Source organism: Polaromonas sp. P1_E3 (genome assembly GCF_056405935.1).
This window is the reverse complement of sequence record NZ_JBFUBD010000045.1, coordinates 1-19,622: the sequence shown is the minus strand read 5'-3', so window position 1 is coordinate 19,622 and position 19,622 is coordinate 1. Positions and strand designations below refer to the sequence as shown.

At 61.5% G+C, this 19,622-nt stretch carries 17 protein-coding genes; 2 read left to right on the top strand and 15 right to left on the bottom strand.

Annotated elements, in window-relative coordinates; genetic code table 11:
* Window positions 1–242 precede the first annotated feature (242 nt).
* The 11 genes from AC1D0Z_RS08600 to tal all read right to left on the bottom strand — a co-directional run bounded on the left by AC1D0Z_RS08600 (window position 243) and on the right by tal (window position 12,389).
* Window positions 243–1,190 (bottom strand): AraC family transcriptional regulator, encoded by a 948-nt coding sequence (locus AC1D0Z_RS08600; protein ID WP_477657829.1) that lies wholly within the window; start codon window positions 1,188–1,190, stop codon window positions 243–245.
* 11 nt (window positions 1,191–1,201) lie between these two features.
* Window positions 1,202–2,170, bottom strand: coding sequence for a carbohydrate kinase family protein (locus AC1D0Z_RS08595; RefSeq protein WP_477657828.1), 969 nt, complete (start codon window positions 2,168–2,170; stop codon window positions 1,202–1,204).
* 41 nt (window positions 2,171–2,211) lie between these two features.
* Window positions 2,212–3,000 (bottom strand): L-iditol 2-dehydrogenase, encoded by a 789-nt coding sequence (locus AC1D0Z_RS08590; protein WP_477657827.1) that lies wholly within the window; start codon window positions 2,998–3,000, stop codon window positions 2,212–2,214.
* Entirely contained in the window at window positions 2,997–4,400 is a 1,404-nt protein-coding gene (gene dalD, locus AC1D0Z_RS08585; protein ID WP_477657830.1) for a D-arabinitol 4-dehydrogenase, read from the bottom strand. Before dalD ends, AC1D0Z_RS08590 begins: the two co-directional genes overlap by 4 nt.
* 83 nt (window positions 4,401–4,483) lie before the next feature.
* A complete protein-coding gene (locus tag AC1D0Z_RS08580; protein WP_477657826.1) occupies window positions 4,484–5,521 on the bottom strand; it encodes an ABC transporter ATP-binding protein in 1,038 nt (345 codons plus the stop codon).
* Between the two features lie 13 nt (window positions 5,522–5,534).
* Window positions 5,535–6,359 (bottom strand): carbohydrate ABC transporter permease, encoded by an 825-nt coding sequence (locus tag AC1D0Z_RS08575; RefSeq protein ID WP_477657825.1) that lies wholly within the window; start codon window positions 6,357–6,359, stop codon window positions 5,535–5,537.
* Between the two features lie 10 nt (window positions 6,360–6,369).
* Window positions 6,370–7,227 (bottom strand): carbohydrate ABC transporter permease, encoded by an 858-nt coding sequence (locus AC1D0Z_RS08570; RefSeq protein WP_457282606.1) that lies wholly within the window; start codon window positions 7,225–7,227, stop codon window positions 6,370–6,372.
* Between the two features lie 81 nt (window positions 7,228–7,308).
* Window positions 7,309–8,616 (bottom strand): ABC transporter substrate-binding protein, encoded by a 1,308-nt coding sequence (locus AC1D0Z_RS08565; RefSeq protein WP_477657824.1) that lies wholly within the window; start codon window positions 8,614–8,616, stop codon window positions 7,309–7,311.
* Between the two features lie 276 nt (window positions 8,617–8,892).
* Window positions 8,893–9,753, bottom strand: a complete 861-nt coding sequence (locus AC1D0Z_RS08560) for a DUF3047 domain-containing protein (RefSeq protein ID WP_477657823.1) — start codon at window positions 9,751–9,753, stop codon at window positions 8,893–8,895.
* 90 nt (window positions 9,754–9,843) lie between these two features.
* Complete coding sequence (gene pgi / locus AC1D0Z_RS08555) at window positions 9,844–11,421, bottom strand: glucose-6-phosphate isomerase (RefSeq protein ID WP_477657822.1); 1,578 nt, start codon at window positions 11,419–11,421, stop codon at window positions 9,844–9,846.
* Between the two features lie 20 nt (window positions 11,422–11,441).
* Entirely contained in the window at window positions 11,442–12,389 is a 948-nt protein-coding gene (gene tal / locus AC1D0Z_RS08550; protein ID WP_477657821.1) for a transaldolase, read from the bottom strand.
* Window positions 12,390–12,530: 141 nt separating this feature from the next.
* Here tal and zwf point away from each other — a divergent pair, with 141 nt between their 5' ends.
* Complete coding sequence (gene zwf / locus AC1D0Z_RS08545; protein WP_477657820.1) at window positions 12,531–13,997, top strand: glucose-6-phosphate dehydrogenase; 1,467 nt, start codon at window positions 12,531–12,533, stop codon at window positions 13,995–13,997.
* A 255-nt stretch (window positions 13,998–14,252) separates the two neighbouring features.
* Window positions 14,253–15,098: a MurR/RpiR family transcriptional regulator gene (locus tag AC1D0Z_RS08540; RefSeq protein ID WP_477657819.1), complete on the top strand. Its 846-nt coding sequence runs from the start codon at window positions 14,253–14,255 to the stop codon at window positions 15,096–15,098.
* A gap of 111 nt (window positions 15,099–15,209) precedes the next feature.
* Here the strand turns inward: AC1D0Z_RS08540 and AC1D0Z_RS08535 are convergent, their stop codons facing one another.
* From AC1D0Z_RS08535 to AC1D0Z_RS08520, 4 genes are all read right to left on the bottom strand, one after another.
* Entirely contained in the window at window positions 15,210–16,547 is a 1,338-nt protein-coding gene (locus AC1D0Z_RS08535) for a M20 aminoacylase family protein (RefSeq protein WP_477657818.1), read from the bottom strand.
* A 33-nt stretch (window positions 16,548–16,580) separates the two neighbouring features.
* On the bottom strand, window positions 16,581–17,441 hold the full coding sequence (locus tag AC1D0Z_RS08530) for a DUF3047 domain-containing protein (RefSeq protein ID WP_477657817.1): 861 nt from the start codon (window positions 17,439–17,441) through the stop codon (window positions 16,581–16,583).
* Window positions 17,442–17,657: 216 nt separating this feature from the next.
* Window positions 17,658–18,770, bottom strand: a complete 1,113-nt coding sequence (locus tag AC1D0Z_RS08525) for a porin (protein ID WP_477657816.1) — start codon at window positions 18,768–18,770, stop codon at window positions 17,658–17,660.
* Window positions 18,771–19,110: 340 nt separating this feature from the next.
* The coding region (locus AC1D0Z_RS08520) for a porin (protein WP_477657815.1) at window positions 19,111–19,622 on the bottom strand (512 nt) is incomplete at its 5' end.

Genomic DNA, 19,622 nt, shown 5'->3' with positions numbered 1-19,622 from the left:
TTCACGCTTGCGGCCTGGGAGCAAGATCGCGCATCGAATGCAGGCCGCGAGCCTGGCAGCCGCTAACAACAGATTCTCGCTAATACGCCAATACTCAATACGGCGCGTAACGCGGATACAAGGTCCGGAATTTGGTACCGCTCTGCCAGGATCACAAGGCGAAGTGGCTCGGAATCCGAAGTGCCCAGGTTAAGGCCCAAATGGATGCGTGGCCTCCGACAAGAATTAAAACCGCCAGGAAATCAGGGTGGCCGGCCAAAACGGCCGTCGGCCTGCCGCCTGAACTCGGTAGGCGTCATGCCCTTGATCTCCAGGAAACGCCGGTTGAAGTTTGCAACATTGTTGAAACCGACCTGATAGCAGATGTCGGTGACGTTGTGGTCGGTTTGCATCAGCAGGTGGCAGGCGCTGTTGATGCGCACACGGTTGACGAAGTCGGTAAAGCTGTTGCCGGTGGAGCGCTGGAAGAAGCGGCTGAAGCGGCTCTCGCTCATGCCGAGCTCGGCCGCCACGACTGACATCGAGATCGGCTCCGCCATATTGGCGGTAATGCGGTTGACGATGCCGTTGATCTGGTCGACCTGCGCGTCGCCATCAGCGCCCTGTGTGCCCTGCATCTGTACGCTCGACAGCAGCCGATAGTCCGTCCATTGCGCCAGGTCGGCCATGAACTCAAAAAAGTGGCCGAGGCGGCGCACACCGCGCGCGGCCTTGATGTTGTCCCAGTGCGTCTGCGCCTGCTGCGACATGCCGAAGAACTCGATGCCATGGCGTGCCCGTTCGAGCAGCTGCATCACCTCGCGCAATTCGGGAATCCCGGCTGCCGCACGCTCAATGGGTTCGTGGTGGAACTGGATCACCCGGTCACGTCCCGCGGCGCCGCCTTCAGGGGCGTCGAGCGAAATCCAGTTGTGCGGCAGGCGCGGGCCGCACAACACCAGATGACCTGGCTGGAACGGTCCGATCCAGTCGCCGACAAACGCCTTGCCCGAGGTCTCGGTGATCAGATGCAGTTCATACTCTTCATGAAAATGCCAGCGTACCAGCGGGCTCGGGAAGCCGTGCGCAAGACAGCGCACCAGACCGGTTTCAGGTGCCTCGTAGCCCAGCGCGGGGGAACGCGCAATATCGCGCTCAAGCTCGGGTTGGCGCTGAYGGGGGATCGGGCGTCTGGATGTGGACGTTGTCATGGCAGTCTGGGTCAGGGCCGTGAAGCGACGGCCTCATTGTCCTCCCGCACGAGCGCGGCGTGAACGGCCTCCAGCGTGGGCGGATCGGCGCCTTCCCGGGTGCAGTTCAGTGCGGCGGCCGTGGCGGCAAAGCGCATCACTGCGTACCAGGTGTCGCCGCTAAGCCCGCCAAGCTGGGCCGGGTGTTCGACGCCATGCGCAAGCAGCGAGACTGAAAGCCCGGCCGTAAAAGTGTCACCCGCGCCGATGGTGTCGACCACCTCAACACGCGGTGCCGCCACGGTCAACGACCCGTGCCCCATGCGCCAGAGCGTGGCACCGCCAGCGCCGTGCGTAACAATCACCGCTCGCGCCCCGGCTTGCAGGCAATCTGCCGCCAGCGCATCGACAGGTTTGCCGGGCGCCAGCAGTCCGGCATCTTCGTCGCTGAGTTTGACCAGATCGGCCATCGCCAGCCAGCTCATGACGCGCGCGCGGTAGGCTGCCATATCGGAAATCAGGCTGGGCCGCACGTTGGGATCGAACACAATCACACGGTGCCCGGCGTTGGCAGCCATCAGCCCGGTGATGCGCGTGGCAGCAGGTTCCTGCAGGAGTGCGATCGAGCCGAAATGCAGGAAGCAGCATTCCGCCGGCAACTGCGGCAGCGGCTCGGGTGCCCAGGTCGCATCGGCGCTGCCGTGCGTGTAGAAGGCATAGCGATTGGTCTGTGGCGTGCGCTCAACGAAGGCCAGGGTCGACGGCGCGGGGCTGCGCAGGATGAAACGGGTGTCTACGCCGTTGCGTTCGAGAAAACGCATCAGGCGTTCACCGAACAGGTCGGTCGACAGTTGCGTGAGGAAGCCAGTGGGCTGTCCGAGGCGCGCGCAGGCGACAGCCGTGTTGAGCGGCGAACCGCCTTCGTGGCCCAGGAACGCCAGCGTGCCTGTCTCGCTGGCAGTGAAATCGATCAGGGCTTCGCCCGTGAGTGCAATGCGCATGATGGATTGTCTGTCAATGCAAGGCGCCGGCGTCGGCCAAATCAGCTCATCACGTTGCCGCCATCGACATTCAGGGTCTGCGCCGTGATGTAACGCGCCTCGTCGCTGGCAAGGAATACCGCCGCTCCCGCGATGTCTGCCGGTACACCCATGCGGCCGAGCGGCACTTCGAGGCCCACGCGCCGCTTCTTTTCTCCCCGTGGCAACCCTTCTGCCCTGGCAAACAGGCTGTCGACGTGGTCCCACATCGGCGTATCGACCACACCGGGTGCGATGCCGTTGACGCGAATACCATGCGGCGCCATGGCCAATGCGGCACTCTGGGTGTAGCTGATGACCGCGGCCTTGGTGGCGCAGTAGTGCGACACCAGCGCTTCGCCGCGCCGCCCGGCCTGCGAGGCCATGTTGATGACCGACGCGCCCTGTGTGCCGGCTTCGACCATGTGGCGAAGCACGGCCTGCATGACAAAGAACATGCCTTTCACATTGACGGCAAAGAGCTTGTCGAAAGATGCCTCGTCGCTGTCAAGCAGGGGCGCGAGATCGAACACGGCCGCGTTGTTGAACAGGGTATGAATGGGGCCAAAAGCGTCCTGCCCCTGCGCCAGCAGGCGCGCAATCGCCTGGGCGTCCGTCACGTCCGCCGCGATGTAGGTAAGGCAGTCGGGATGGCGTTTCTGCAGGGCCTGCACGGCTTCAGGCGTCGCCACTGCCCGGTCGACCACGCTGCAGTGCGCGCCCTCCGCGATGCAGGCTTCAGCCACCGCCAGACCGATGCCGCCACCGGCGCCCGTCAGAAGCACATGACGGTCCTTCAGACGTTCGCTCATGCTTTTTTTACCCCTGAATTGACAAAATCGGCTACTCGCCCGATCGCGCCGCGCACGGCATCCGTCAGCCGTGTATCGCCTGCGGCATTCCCCCATAGCCCCGCGTCAGAACACAGCGCGCGCACAGGATCGACAGCGTCGCAGATCGCGCGGGCCACCGCCTCGTCCATACCCTGGTCCTGGTAGGCGTAGGGCAACGCGCCCCGGTGCCAGCGCCGCAGGAAAACAAGAAACAGCGCAGGCAGCACTGCGACGCTGTCGATTGGCTGTCCCGCGGCGAGCCGCTCCCGCACCGTGGGCGCGATAAACCCTGGAATCTTTGAGAAACCGTCCGCCGCCACGCGTTGGTTGGTGTCGCGGATCGCAGGGTTGCCAAAGCGCTCGAGCACCACATCTCGGTACGCCGCGAGGTCTATTGGTCCGGGAGCGTCGGGAGAACTCAGGCAGGGAATCACGTCGTCCGTCACATAGTCGTAGGCCATCTTCCGGATGACCGCGTGGTGTGTTCCTTCGTGGATGAAATCCAGCCCGACCAATGTGCCGGCCCAGGCAATGCAGCTGTGCGTGGCATTGAGGATGCGGATCTTGGCCTCCTCGTAAGGCTGCACCGACTCGACCAGKTCCACGCCCACACGGCCCCAGTCGGGCCGCCCGGCCGCGAAATTGTCTTCGATCACCCATTGAATGAAGCTCTCGGCGGTGACGGCCGCTGCATCGTCATGCCCTGTGGCGGCCTTCACGCGAGCAGGCAATTCGGGCGGCGGGCGCGGCGTGATGCGATCGACCATTGCGTTCGGGCAGCGGGTGTTGGCGTTGATCCACGAAAGCAGGTCGGCATCGCCCGTGAGCGCTATGAACTCGAGCAGCCCGTCACGAAAGCGGTCTCCGTTGTGGCGCAGGTTGTCGCAGTTGAGCAGGGTCACCGGGCCGGCCTGCGCCGCCTTGCGCGCGCGCAGGATCGCGCAGACGGCGCCATAGATGGTCACGCCCTCCCCTCCTGCCTCGCCGCGGCGTGCGCGCTCAAGGTCTGCCGCGAGATCATTGAAAGACAGGTCCAGCCTGCCTTTCGTGTCGAGGTAGTAGCCTGCCTCGGTCACGGTGAATGAAATGATGCGGGTGGACGGCGCCGAGCCGCGACAGATCACCGAAGCCAGCGAGTCTTCCCAGGGAAGCACTTCGCGGATGGCCTCAATCTGTTCATAGCGGTATTCGCCGGACGGCGATACGGTTTCCAGCGTGTAACGCCCACCTTGTGCCTGCAAGGCCGCGACAACTTCGGCCATGTCGGGCCGGATGTTGGCGCCCACGATGGACCAACGGGTATCGCCCGCATCGATCAACCGCTGAAGATAAACGGCCTGGTGGGCCCGATGGAACGAACCCAGTCCAAGGTGAAGCACCGTGAATTCCGAAGGCGCCGGTGGCGTTTGCGCAAGAAGCGCTGTTGCGAGAGTCAAGGGAATGTCCGAAAGAGAAAAAAAAATCAGGCCGGAACCGCGCGGCCTTCGCTATTGAACAGATGAAGCACCGAGGGGTCGAGCTCGACCGCCACATCGTCCCCTGCATGCAGCGGTGTCCGTTCGTTCTGGCGCGCTATCAGCGGCACGCCGCCGACGTCGACATGAATCAGGGTATCGGCGCCGAGTGCCTCGATCAGCTCCACACGGCCTTGCACCCCCGAAGCAGAAGCTTGCTTTGGGTGCACACGCAAGCCTTCCGGCCGTACGCCCAGGAAACCATCGCTCGGCAGGCGCCCGCCAGTGGCCGCCGAGAAGCTCGGAATCGCGCTTGCCGCCACCATGTTCATCGACGGCATGCCGATGAACTGCGCGACAAACCGGTTCGCCGGGTGGTCGTAGAGCTCGAGCGGCGTGCCGACCTGCTCGATCAGCCCGTCCTTGAGTACCACCACGCGGTCGGCCAGCGTCATGGCTTCGACCTGGTCGTGCGTGACGTAAATGGTCGTCGCGCCGAGCGCGCGGTGCAGCTTGTGGATTTCGACGCGCGTGTTGCCGCGCAGCGCGGCATCAAGATTGGACAAGGGCTCATCGAACAGGAACACCTTGGGCGCACGCACGATGGCGCGGCCAATCGCCACGCGCTGCCGCTGTCCACCCGACAGGTCTTTCGGCGTGCGGCCCAGGTACTGGGTGAGATTGAGCGTTTTGGCTGCGTACTCAACCTTGGTCTGGATCTCGCCCTTCGGCACGCCCGCAAGCTTGAGCGCAAAGGACATGTTGTCGTACACACTCATGTGCGGGTAGAGCGCGTAGCTCTGGAACACCATCGCCAGGTCACGCTTGCCCGAAGGCGTCCAGGTGATGTCCTTGCCGTCCAGCAGCAAATTGCCTTGGGTGATGGGCTCCAGCCCCGCGATGAGGCGCAGCAGTGTCGATTTTCCGCAACCTGAAGGTCCGACGAAGACGATGAACTCGCCCTTGTTGATTTCAAGATCAACACCGCGGATGATTTGGGTTTCCCCGAAACTTTTCTCGATGTTCTTGAGTTCCAGATAAGCCATGGGTCAATTCCTTTCACTTCACCGCACCGAATGTCAGGCCCTGCACCAGCTGTTTCTGGCTGAACCAGCCGAACACGACGATGGGTGCGATCGCCATCAGCGAGGCGGCTGACAACTTGGCCCAGAACAGGCCTTCAGGGCTGGAGTACGAGGCGATCAATGTCGCCAGCGTGCCGGCCTTGGCCGAACTGAGGTTGAGCGCCCAAAAGGCCTCGTTCCAGCTCAGCACCAGGCAGAGCAGGCCAGTCGAAGCGAGACCGCCCACCGACAGCGGCAGCACAACATGGCGGAATTCGGTCCAGAGACTCGCACCGTCCATGCGTGCGGCTTCCAGTATTTCGTTCGGAATGTCCTTGTAGGCGCTGTAGAGCATCCACACCATGATCGGCAGGTTCGCCAGCGTGAACACAATGGTCAGCGCGGTGAGCGAATCCAGCAGGCCCGCGGTCTGCGCAAGAACGTAGATCGGCACCAGCGCGCCCACCGCCGGCATCATCTTGGTGGAAAGCATCCACATCAGGATGTCGCGTGTCCTCTTCGTACGGAAGAAGGCCATCGAGTACGCGGCGGGTGCCGCGATCAACAGGCCGATGAGGGTTGAGCCCAGGCTGGTGATGAGCGAGTTGCGCGCATACAGCAAGTAGTCGCTGCGGCGCTGCACTTCGCTGAAGTTGTCGAGCGTAGGCTCAAAAATAAAGAGCGGCGGCACATGGATTGCCTGAAGTTCGGTTTTGAAGGCCGTGAGAACCAGCCACCCGAGCGGAAAGAACAGCAGCAGCGCCACGGCCCACGCGCCCACGGTGCGCAGCAGTTGCGGAAGGAAGTTGCTGGGTTGCACAATCGCTCCTTCAGTCGAGGTTCTTGCCGACGATGCGGATGAGGAACACCGCCACGATGTTGGCCACCACGACCGCGAACAACGCGCCTGCCGAAGCCACGCCCACGTCAAAATTCATTAACGACTGCTTGAAGATCATGTAAGTGAGGTTGGTGCTCTCGTTGCCAGGGCCGCCATTGGTGGTGATGGCGATCTCGGCGAACACGCTGAGCAGAAAGATCATTTCGATCATGATCACCACCGCCATCGGCCGGCCGAGATGCGGAATGATGAGATAGAAGAAGCGCTGGAATGAACTTGCACCGTCCATGCGCGCCGCTTCCATTTGCTCGCGGTCGAGCGACTGCAGCGAGGTAATGAAGATCAGGCAGGCGAAGGGCAGCCACTGCCAGGCCACCATGATGATCACCGACAACAGCGGCACATCGGTGAGCCAGTCGACCGGCTGAGCGCCGAAGAAGCGCCAGAGATCGGCAAGCACGCCGTAGATCGGGTTCATCATCATGTGCTTCCACAGCAGTGCATTCACTGCGGGCATGACGAAGAAAGGCGAAATGAGCAGCACGCGGACGATGCCTCGCCCCGGAAAGGGCTCATTTACCAGCAGCGCGAGCAGCACGCCGAACACCACCGTGATGACGATCACGCTGCCGATGAGCAGCAGCGTATTCCAGGTCGCAGGCCAGAAGTCCGGATCGGTGATGAAGTACTGAAAGTTCTCGATGCCGATGAACGGATGCTCGCCGGGCTGCATGAGGTTGTAGCTCACGAACGAGAAGTACAGCGTCATCACGAGCGGCACGATCATCCAGAGGAAGAGCGTGAGCACTGCGGGCGCCATGAGCGCACGGGGCAGGAGGCGGTTCATGTTGTGGGTCCCGGGCGTCAGGGCAGAACTGCCGCGGATCCGGCTTCACCGGTCCGCGGGCAGGGCATGCTGCCTGAGGGTTTACTTGTAATACCCGGCCTTCTTCATCTCGCGCTCGGCCGCCGTCTGTGATGTCTTCAGGGCCTGGTCCACCGTGACCTTGCCCGACAGCGCGGCACTCATCTGCTGGCCCACCGCCACGCCGATGGCCTGGAACTCGGGAATGGCGGCGTACTGCACGCCGACGTAGGGCGACTTGGGCAGCGTGCTGTCGCTGAGGTTGGCGCTGTCGATGGCTTTCTTCTCGGCGGCAGCGAACTTGGCGACCTTCTGGAACTCGGGGTTTGCATAGGTCGACTTGCGCGTGCCGGTAGGTACCGTCCCCCAGCCATGTTCTTTGGCGACCAGATTGATGTACTCCCTGGAAGTAGCCCACTTCACGAAGGTCTGGGCAGCCGCGCCCTTGGTCGAGCTGGCCGGAATGGCCAGGTTCCAGGTCCACAGCCAGTTGGCACCCTTGGGCGTGACGGCAACAGGTGCCTGGGCAAAGGCCACCTTGTCGGCCACCTTCGACTGCTTCGGATCGCTGATGAACGAGGCGGCGATGGTGGCATCCACCCACATGCCGCACTTGCCTTCGTTGAAGAGGGCGAGGTTTTCGTTGAAKCTGTTGGCCGAGGCGCCGGGCGGGCCGTAGGCTTTCATCAGGTCCACGTAAAAGCCGATCGCGTCCTTCCAGGGCTTGGTGTCGATCTGCGGCTTCCACTGCATGTCGAACCACTGGCCGCCGTTGGTATTGACCAGCGTGGTCAGGAAGGCCATGTTGTCGCCCCAGCCCGGCTTGCCGCGCAGGCACATGCCGTACACACCGGCTTTCGGGTCATGGATCTTGCCGGCCAGTTCCTTTACCTGCACCCAGGTGGGCTGCTCGGGCATCTTGAAGCCGACCTTGTCGGCGAGGTCCTTGCGGTACATGAGCATCGAGCTCTCGCCATAGAACGGCGCGGCGTAGAGCTTGCCTTCGTGCGACAGGCCGGCGCGGATGGCGGGCAACAGGTCATCGACGTCATAGGCGGCATCGGTGGCGATGGGCTGCAGCCAGCCTTTCTTCGACCAGATAGGCGCTTCGTACAGGCCGATGGTCATCACGTCGAACTGCCCACCCTTGGTGGCGATGTCGGTGGTGACGCGCTGGCGCAGCGTGCCTTCTTCCAGCGTGACCCACTTGAGTTTGATGTCGGGATGGGCTTTCTCGAAAACCGGCGTGAGCTTCTGCATTTCGATCATGTGGCCGTTATTCACCGTCGCCACCACGAGTTCGGTCACAGCATGGGCCGTGCCGGCGCCCGAGAGTACAAGCACCAGGCCTGCCTGGATAAAACGCTTCATAGGTGTCTCCTTCGTTATGTCAGTCGAAACGGCCGCTTTGCCGTTCACTGCATTTTGAAGAAAGGCCCTTGCGGGTTTGATACCAGATCAGGGCATCTCAATACTTTGTTGCACTGAAGGAGTGGTAATTTCCCTAAACCTCGCATTATTAGATGCAACAAATTGTCAAGACTGACGCGATGCGCTCTGCCAATCCAGGTCGCCAGCTACGTCGTTTGCACCACCGGACAGAGGCAATCAGATCGGGCGACGTAGACACGCCGACCGGTCGCGGCGCTATTTGCGCGCGACAGCCGAAGCCGGCACCAGCTTCAGTGGCCCATAGAAGGCCTGCAGCTGGCCTTCGTTTTTTTCGCCTTCGGTAAAGACCGCGAAGCTGAGCAAGGCACCGGGATCTTCGCCAAAAGCCCGGCGGTAATCGGCGCGGATATCGCGCTCGTAGCTGCGCCATTCGTTGTAGCCGTGGTCGCCAGAGTCGACGACGATCTTGCGGATGCGATCGGTGCGGTCGTTGACAACCACCTCACCGGGCTGGTTAACACGCGACCAGGAATAGACCAAAGTGGCGAACGGCATCTCTTCCCCTGTGAGCAGGCGGCTCAGCTCCGACAGCAGGGAGTTTTTCATCGACAGCCGCGAACGGTCGCCTTCGAACGCAAGCACCACCCGCACCGGCACGTCATCGAGTTGAGGCAGCCTGAGGTTGGCACCTGCACCGGCGTTCGGCACATTCCAGGAAAAGCGCACAAGGCCTAGCTGGTCGGGCTCGATGCGATGGCGATGGCGCAGGATACTGCCGGACGACTCGACCTTCGCGAGGACCGCGTCGCGGCCTTCATGGCGCACATAGCTGTAGCTGGCCGGTTGTTTGCCGGGCACGCGGAAAATTTCCCACTTGAGGTCGTCGGGCTTGAGCTCGCCTGCCTTCGGCGGCGCCGACATTTCGGCCCAGGCAGTACCGGTTACGCCCTCCGCCGGCCCCAGCGTGCCCCCGCGGCTGACCGGCTCGTCGACATCGGTGTCTTCGTCGGGCGCCGAGCGTGTCGCGCAGCCGGAGACCAGAGCCAGTGCAAGAAACGCTGCGGCGAACATCGAGAAACGAGGGAAAAGGCGGCGAAGCGGAAGGAAAAAAGACATGATGCGAAGCCATCAAAAAATCGGCGAAGTGGCAAGTTGACCACGGAACCGCGCGGGCCCGCTATGGAAAAACGCACAGTTTTGCGGTATTCAGCCGGCAATCTTGCGCAGCAGGCCAGCGGTTGAGCCGTCAAGGCCGGATACGTCCCCGCTGCGCAGGCGTGGCTCGATGTCTTTGGCCAACACCTTGCCGAGCTCGACGCCCCACTGGTCAAAACTGTTGATGCCCCAGATCGCACCGCTGACAAACACCCGGTGCTCCTGCAGGGCAATCAGCGCACCCAGGCTGGCAGGTGTGAGACGCTCAAGCAGCAAAAAGGTGCTGGGCCGGTTGCCAGGGAAATGTTTGTGGCCGCCCCCGTCTTGCTTGCCCTGCATGAGCGCCTGCGCCTGGGCCAGAACGTTGGCCAGCAACTTGCTGTGATGCCCCGGCAGGTCATGCGGTGCATGCGCGGCTGTTTTGACCGCCACAAACTCGACCGGCACCACCGACGTTCCCTGGTGCAGCATCTGAAAATAGGCGTGCTGGCCGTTGGTACCCGGTTCACCCCACAGCACCGGCGATGTTTCAAACGGCAGGGTTTTGCCCTCCGCATCCACACGCTTGCCATTGCTCTCCATCTCGAGCTGCTGCAGGTAGGCCGGCAGGCGGCGCAGGGCACTGCTGTAGGGCGCGATGCTGCGGCTGGTAAAGCCGTGAAAGTTGCGGTACCAGACATCGAGCAGGCCCAGGCGCACCGGCAAATTGCCCTCCAGCGGCGCGGTGCGGAAGTGCTCATCCATGGCATGGGCACCGGCCAGCAGCTCACGAAAACCGGCTGCGCCGATGGCGATGGCCACCGGCAAACCGATGGCCGACCACAGCGAATAACGCCCGCCCACCCAGTCCCAGAACCCAAAGGTGGTGCTGATGCCGAATTCATTGGCCGCCGCGACGTTGGTTGTCAGCGCGGCGAAATGCCGGCTGACATCGCGGCCGCCCTGTGCCTCAAACCAGCGCCGGGCCGAGTGCGCGTTGGTCATGGTCTCGGTGGTGGTGAAGGTCTTGGACGCGATCAGGAACAGCGTGCTTTGCGGCTTGAGCCCCTTGAGCACGGTGGCCAGCTCGTCGCCATCCACATTGGACACAAAGTGAACGCGTTTGCCCGCAGTGGCGAATTCCCCAAGCGCCAGCACCGCCATTTGGGGCCCGAGGTCGGAGCCGCCTATGCCGATGTTGACGATGTCGGTGATGGCGGCATCGGCGCGCACCTGCTCGGCATACGCCAGCATGGCGTCCAGCGTGGCGTGGACCTGGGTCAACTCGGTTGCTATGTTTTTAATAGCTACTGGCGCACGTCCATCCTGGGCTACAGCCGGATTTCGCAGTAAAAAATGCATCACGGCGCGTTGTTCGGTGCCGTTGATCAGCTCCCCGGCGAACATCGCGTCGCGGTGCTGCTCCAGCCCGCACTGACGCGCAAGCTCAAACAACAATGCCTGGCTACTGGTGTCGATCAGGTTTTTGGAGAGGTCCGCAAAGATGTGCGGTGCGTCCTGGCTGAAGCTGGCAAAGCGATCCGGGTCGGCAGCAAATGCAGCCTTCAGGTCGAAATCTTTGCCGGAAGCGGCATACAGCGCCTGCAGCGCAGGCCACGCGGGAGTCTGGTCGCAACGCGGTCGGTTCATGACGTGTCCTGCCTGGGTGGTTATGCGGCCAGCATCAGCTGCTCAAGCTTCACGGCATCGGCTGCGAAAGCGCGGATGCCTTCGGCAAGCTTCTCGGTGGCCATGGCGTCTTCGTTGAGCGCGTAGCGGAATCCGGCTTCGTCAAAGTTCACCGCAGGCAAGTCCAGCGCCGCTGCGGCTTTGGCATCGAGTGCGCGCGGCAATGCGACATCGCTGGCGGCAAGCTGGGCCAGCAGTTCCGGGCTGATGGTCAAAAGGTCGCAGCCGGCCAGCGCGGTGATCTGGCCGACGTTGCGAAAACTCGCGCCCATGACCTCGGTGGCGATGCCGAAGTGCTTGTAGTGGTTGTAAATCTCGCGCACCGACTTCACACCCGGGTCATTCGCGCCAGCCATGGCGGCTTCGTCCCAGGCGGTGCCGGCGGATTTTTTGTACCAGTCGTAGATACGGCCGACAAACGGCGAAATCAGCTGGACTTTGGCCTGGCCGCAGGCAATCGCCTGGCAGAACGAGAACAGCAGGGTGAGGTTGGTGTGGATGCCGCGCTGCTCGAGCTTTTCGGCGGCCTGGATGCCTTCCCAGGTGGCGGCGACCTTGATCAGGACACGATCAATGTGGATGCCTTCGGCCTGGTAGAGCTCAATGATGCGCTCGCCGCGTGTGTACGTGGCGTTGGCGTCAAAACTCAGGCGGGCATCGACCTCGGTCGAAACACGGCCCGGAATGATGGACAGGATTTCACAGCCAAAACGCACCAGCAGGCGGTCCATGACTTCGTCGAGTTCCCGCCCCTTGAAGCGGCTCACGGTGTCCTTCAACAGCGGCTGGTAATCAGCCTTCTGTACCGCCTTGAGGATGAGGGACGGGTTGGTGGTGGCGTCCTGCGGCTTGAACTGCCCCAGTTGCTTGAAGTCGCCGGTATCGGCAACCACGGTGGTGAACTGTTTCAGGGCGTCAAGTTGGTTCATGGCAAGTGGCAGGTCAAAAAACGCGGAGTGGCCCGGATGACACACCGTGCGGCCGCTTACAAAAGCGTTTCACGGGTCCGGTATCGAGTTACCATTATGCCCATAGAATATGAAACTTTATTACCAAGACACTTTTTTACCATGAGTTTTGACCTCATCCTGTTTGGCGGCACCGGTGATCTGGTGTGGCGCAAGATCATGCCGGCGTTGTTCCAGGCCTTTCGCCACGGCTCGTTGCCCGCCGGCGGGCGCATTGTGGGCGTGGCACGCGACGATTTGTCGGACGACCAGTACCGCGCGCTTATCAAGTCGCGCTTTGACAATGTCGAGCTGGCCAAGCGCCCGAGCGAGGAAGAGTTCTCGCGCTTTGCCGCGCTGTTGGGCTATCTGCGCATGGACTTGTCCAACCCGGCCGATTACGCCGCGCTGGCCGGCAAGCTGCAGCAGCGCCCGGCCGACGTGGTGGTGATGTATGTGGCCACGGCGCCCAGCCTCTTCACCACGGTATGTGAGCAGATTGCAGCGGCCGGCCTCAATGGTCCGCAAACACGCGTGGTGCTTGAAAAACCGCTGGGCCACGACCTTGCCTCCAACCGCGCCATCAACCAGACCGTGCGCAGCGTGCTGAGCGAGCAGCAGATCTTTCGCATCGACCACTACCTCGGCAAGCCTTCCGTGCAGAACCTCTTTGCCCTGCGTTTTGGCAATTCCCTGTTTGAACCGCTCTGGCGGCGCGAGCACATTGCCAATATCCAGATCACGATCGCCGAGGAGCTGGGGGTTGAAAAACGCGGCGCGTTTTACGACAACACCGGCGCGCTGCGCGACATGGTGCAAAACCACGCGCTGCAACTGCTGTGCGCTATCGGCATGGAGCCCCCCATCAATTCGCATGCCGACGCCATCCGCGACGAAAAGCTCAAGGTGCTGCGTTCACTGAAACCCTGGACGCCACAAACCCTGAGCCAGCATGTCATTCGCGGCCAGTATGCCGGCGGCAGCATTGACGGCGAAGCGGTCCCCGCGTATCGCGATGAAAAGGGCGTGAATCCTGACAGCACCACCGAAACGTTCGTTGCGCTGCGGACTGAAATTGCCAACTGGCGCTGGGCCGGCGTGCCGTTTTATATCCGTACCGGCAAGCGGCTGGCAGACCGCGATGCGCACATTGAAGTGAACTTCCGCCCGGCGCCCCACGCGATTTTCAAGACACCGCTCAGTGGCAACGTGGGCAACCGCCTGGTGATCAACCTGCAGCCCAAAGATGGACTAGAACTGCACCTGCTGGCACAGGGCGCAGACCAGCGCCATGACCGCGGCATGCCCACGCTGGCGCCGGTTCAGCTGGACCTGGACTTCGACAAACGCTTTGGCTCCGAGCGCGTTGGTGCCTATGAACGCCTGTTGCTCGACGTGATTGCCGGGCGGCTTAACCTGTTTGTGCGCAGCGACGAGCAGGAAGAAGCCTGGCGCTGGGTCGAACCCATTCTGGATGCGTGGAGCAGCGACAGCGCCGGCCCCCGTTCGTACGCTTCGGGCACCTGGGGCCCGAGTGCGTCGAGCGCGATGATTGCCCGCGACAAMTATTGCTGGTCAGAGGAATGCTAGCCCCCACGCTCCCCACTGCGTGTGGTTCGCTGCCCCCCGAGGGGGCGCCCCGCCTGCGGCCCGGCAAAGCCGGTTCCGCGGCTCGGACTGGTGTTTGGACCGGCACCTTGCGACGAACAGAGCACTTTTGCCCACCAAGCCATCGTGGCGAATACTTCAAGCAGGGGCCGCGGGACTGGCTTTGCCAGACCGCAGGCGCAGCGGCCCCCTCGGGGGGCAGGGAGTTACACGAAGTGAACGACCGTGGGGGCCCACATGCTTGATCGAATAAAGGCTTCGTTACCGTCGCTTGCGCCTGCCGAGCAGCGCGTGGGCCGGCTGGTGCTGGCGGATCCGCGGGCGTTTGCCAACTTGCCCATCACCGAACTGGCGAGCCGYTCACATGTGAGCAAGCCTACCGTGGTGCGGTTTTGCCGCAGCATGGGCTACGACGGGTTGTCGGACTTCAAGCTCAAGCTGGCAGGCAGCGTGAGCGAGGGCGTGCCTTTCATCCACCGCAGTGTGGATGCCGACGACAAGACCGGCGATGTGATGGTCAAGGTGATTGACAACACGGTGGCGGCATTTCTGAAGTACCGCAATGATGCGAGTTCGGTCGCCGTTGAAAGGGCTGCCGACGCATTGCTGGCCACCTACAACAGCGGTAAACGCATCGAATTTTTCGGTGTCGGCAATTCCGGCATCGTGGCGCAGGATGCGCAGCACAAGTTCTTTCGCCTGGGCATCACCAGCATTGCCTATAGCGACGGCCACATGCAGGTGATGAGCGCCTCGCTGCTGGGGCCGGGCGACTGCGTGGTGGTGATCTCCAATTCAGGCCGCACGCGCGACCTGATGGATGCCTGCGACATCGCCCGCAAGAACGGCGCCACCACCATCGTGATCACCGTCACCGGTTCGCCACTGGCGGCGGCCGGCAATATCCACCTGACTGCCGATCACCCCGAGGGTTATGACCGCTACAGCCCCATGGTGTCGCGCCTCATGCACCTGATGATCATCGACATCCTGGCGACCTGCGTGGCGCTGCGCATCGGCAGCAAGCTGCAGCCCTTGCTCAAGGAAATGAAAAACAACCTGCGCAACAAGCGCTATGCCTGAGGCGGCCCGCCCCCGGAATAGATTGCGCAGGAATTATTTTCCAGGAAAAAGTGGCTTTAACCCAATAGGGACGTGCGCAAGCAGCTATTAAATCAATAGCACGGGCTTTTGTCACACCAAGGGCAGCGAGCGCTCCACGATCCCCGCAAACAGCGCGGAGCCCAGCGGCAGAACGCTGTCGTTGAAGTCATAACAGCTGTTGTGCAGAAAACGGCTGCCCACGCCGCCGACGGTGCCGCCTTTGCCGTCGGGCAATTGCTCACCCTGGCCCAGGCGCAGGTAAGCGCCGGGTTTGACCCGGAGCATGAAGGAAAAATCCTCCGAACCCATGCTGGGTTCAAGGTTGCGCACCACGTTTTCGGCGCCCACCAGCTGGTCGGCCACTGCAGTGGCCAGCGTGTACTCGGCTGGCGAATTGATGGTGGCGGGATAGATGCGCTCGTACTTCACGGTTGCTGTGGCCCCAAAGCCGTGGGCAACCGCCGCGCACAGCTCCTTGAGGCGGCGCTCAACCAGGTCTTGCACCTCGGGCTTGAAAGTGCGAACGGTGCCCACCAGTGTGGCGTTTTCAGGCACCACGCTCATGGCGCCCAGGTCGCCCGCCCGGACAGCGCAGATGCTGATCACGGCGTTGTCCATGGCCTTGACGTTGCGCGACACAATGCTTTGTACGGCAGTAATGATGTGAGCGGCCACCAGCACGGGATCCACCGTCAGGTAAGCATGCGCGCCGTGACCACCCTTGCCTGTGATCTCGATGGTGATGCGGTCGGCCGCGGCCATCATGGGACCGGGATTGATGCCGATGGTGCCGGGCCGCATGGCGGGCCAGTTGTGCATGGCGTAAATGGCCTGTACCGGAAAGCGCTCGAACAGGCCATCCTTGATCATCGCGTCGGCCCCGCCACGCCCTTCTTCTGCCGGCTGAAACACCAGCACGGCATCACCGGTGAAATGACGCGTCTCCGCGAGATAGCGGGCTGCACCGACCAGCATGGTGGTATGCCCATCGTGACCACAACCATGCATCAATCCAGGCTTGGCGGACTTCCAGCCGAATTCGTTGTGCTCTGTCATGGGAAGCGCGTCCATGTCGGCGCGCAATCCGATCATGGGCCTGAACCCGGATGGACCGGAAGCGCTGGCCGGCTGTTGACCCTTGATAACGGCAACAATGCCGGTCTTGCCGACACCTGTGTGAACCTCGTCTACGCCACACAACTTGAGCGCATGCACCACGCGGCTCGAGGTGTAAACCTCTTCAAACCCGAGCTCAGGGTGAGCATGCAGGTCGCGCCGGAAGGCGGTCAGTTCGGGATGGTATTGCGCAATTTGCGCAAAGGCGCGGCCTGATGCACGCAATGGCGAGGGACGGTCTGGGTTTGCAATGTTTCCCGCTGCGGCGGGCTGAATGGATGAAGCACCTGGAAGGTTGGCCGGAGCGCGCATGGCAGTGGAGTCCCGAGTTCAGCAGGTTAAATACTAGTCTTGAAGGAATGGCGGTGCAAATTCAGGGGTTTGTGAAACCTGCAGCAATTTCGAAGCCGTCACCGACGGGGCCACGACGCCGGCAGCTTTGGGCTTGAGGCTGATGGGGCCATACCATGCCTTGGTGATCTGGCGCGTGTTGTCACTGTCGGTCATGATGGCTATGCCTACCAACGCACCGGGGGGCTCGCCAAATGCTTTTATGTAGTCGGCACGAATGTCGCGCTGGTAGTCGAGCCAGCGGTCAAGGCGCGCGGGACCGGATTCGATCACCACCTTGCGGATCCGGTCAGTCCGTGTATTGACGATCACGCTTTCTGGCGCGCTGTGTGAGCCCCAGACATACATGAGGGTCGCATAAGGCAGCGGCTCGCCCGTCAGTGCCAATGCCAACTCCGAAAGCATCGCGTTCTTGGCGGAAAATTTCGACCTGTCACCTTCAAAGGCCAGGACCACGCGCACCGGGGAATCGTCGCTGTCGCGCTGTGTCATGTCTGCACCCGCAATCATCTGGGGCACTTTCCAGGAGAAACCCAGGCTGCCGAGTTCCGCTGGCTCCATGCGCAGGTTTTGCCGCAACATGCTTGCGGCGCTGTCGGACTCTCCAAGCACCGCGTTGCGCCCGTCCAGGCGCACGGGACGATAGCGGGTCGACTTCTTGCCCGGAAAAGTGCAGTGCTGCCATTGCAAGGCATCGGCACTGGTGGCTGTGGGCGATGCCGAAGTCCAGTCAACGTTGGCGCTTGCCTCGGGCGAGGAAGGTCCGAACCCTGCACAACCCGCCATAAAGAGCACGCAGGCCGCGGCCAACAGGCGCAACGTGCAGTGGAAAAAACGGTAGTGTGTCAGTGACATTGAAAGAGGGGGATTACGAACCTGGTATCGGTTCCGTCTTGGTCTAAATGGCAAACCTGCCTGTTTAACGCGGCAAGGGAAGAAAAGTTTCACAAATTCCAACGACTCGCCACTTCAAGCGGCAAACGCAGTTTTTCTTCACGAAAAAAGCCGCCTCGGGTTACCCCGAGACGGCTTTCAGATTCTCATCAAAAACTGGCTTAAGCCAGCTTCAGATTAGAACGTGTGGCGAATACCAGTGGCGACCAGCGAACGCTTGCTGGTGGTAGCAGCATTCACACCAGACTCAACCTTGGTGTTGATGTAGCCAGCGTACAGAGTCGTGCGCTTGGACAGATCGTACGTACCGAGCAGGCTGTAGCCAGTGCCCTTGTTGGTAGAACCGCCGCCTTCGCTCTTCGCGCGCTCGTAACCAACGGCCACAGATGCGGCACCGAATGGAGCGCTCAAGCCGATTTGGTACTCTTTGTCTTTGAGCGTGTTGTTCTTGGCAGTGTTGTAGCTACCCACCAGCTTGACAACGCCGAAGTCATAGGTTGCGCCGAGCAGGTTGTATTTGCGCGAATCAGCAGCAACAGCACCGGTACCAGTGGTAGGTCCGCCGGTAGCGCCGGAGAACATCACGGAACCAACAGATTCTTTTTCACGCTGATATCCGTAACCAACCAGCAGAGGGCCATTGGCGTATTTCAGGTGCACGCTGGTGCTGCTGGAAGCAGAAACAGTAGCCGTCTTGTCTTCGCCAAAACCATAAGACACCGAGCCGCTGAAGCCACCGAAAACAGGCGAATCGTAACGAACGGAGTTGTTGCTACGGTTGCTGTAGTCTTGGATGCCCGTGCCCCACACAGTGCCGGTCTGGGCAAAGGTGTTGGAGTCATAGGTGTTGTTGGTTGCGCCACGCAGCGAGTCATAGGCGGTGTACTGACGACCCAGACGAGMTTCACCGAAGGAGCCTTTCAGGCCAACGGATGCGGTGCGGCCAAACAGGCTGCTGCCGGAGTTGGCTGTCGAGTTACCAGCGCCATTGGCGGATGCGCCGGTGGAGATGTCAAAACCGCTTTCCAGCGTGAACACAGCAGCCAAACCGCCGCCCAGATCTTCGCTACCGCGCAGGCCCCAGCGCGAGCTGCTCAAGCCGCTGCCATTGATTTGGCCCATGCTGACTTTGGTTTCGGTACCGCCGGTAGACACCTTGGTGACGTTTTGGCCGATGTATGCATCAGCAACGCCGTAGAGGGTCACAGAGGATTGTGCGTGCGCGACGCCAGCGGTTGCAGCGAGTGCAGCCAGGGCGATAAGAGTCTTTTTCATTGAGAGTTTCTCCAAGGTTAAACATAGGGCTCCGGCACGGGGACCATTTCAGACTTACGCCTTCATGGCACCACCAGAGACCCGGGCCAACCCCCTTTTCGGGAAGTTGGGTCTATTGCACCAGACTGGGCTTCAATTCGCAAAGGAATGCCCGAAAAAACAACCAAGTCGTTGCGCTCAAGCCACAAATAGACAACCGTAAGTGGAAAAGAAACAACGACCGCAAAAACCAGCAATTTCTACCGGCGCAAATCCGGTTTCAGGGCTGATTTCAGCCCTTTAAATGAAAAAAGCCGTTTCATCGAAACGGCTTTTAAAGGGAACCCGGGCAAGCCCGGGTTAGATCCAACCTCGATTAGAACGTGTGGCGAACGCCAACGCCGTAGGTGCTGGTCTTGCGATCAGCCACGCCGGTCGTGGTTTCCTTGCCGCTCTGAACGCCAGCGTACAGGTTCGTGCGCTTGGACAGTGCATACAGGCCAGCCAGGCCGTAGCCCGTGCGTTTCAGGTCAGGAAGACCACCCAGACGGGTGCTCTTGGAACGGGCAAAACCGCCAGACAACGTGAAGGTGCTGTTGACAGGGAAGTCCAGACCGATCTGATACTCTTTTGCCTTGTCTTGTGCCAGGCCGGTGACGGGGCTGGTACCGTTTTTCACGTTACCGTATGCGCCGAGCAGCTTGACCACGCCGAAGTCGTACGAACCGTTCAACTGGGTGTACTTGATCTCGGTGGCGTTACCGGTGGCTTTTTCGGTCTGATAAGCCAGGKAAGCACCGATGGGGCCGTTTGCATAAGCAACGTTAAAGCTGGCAATTTTGCCGGCGCCGACAGTAGCGGTCTTGTTTTCGCCGAAGCTGTACATTG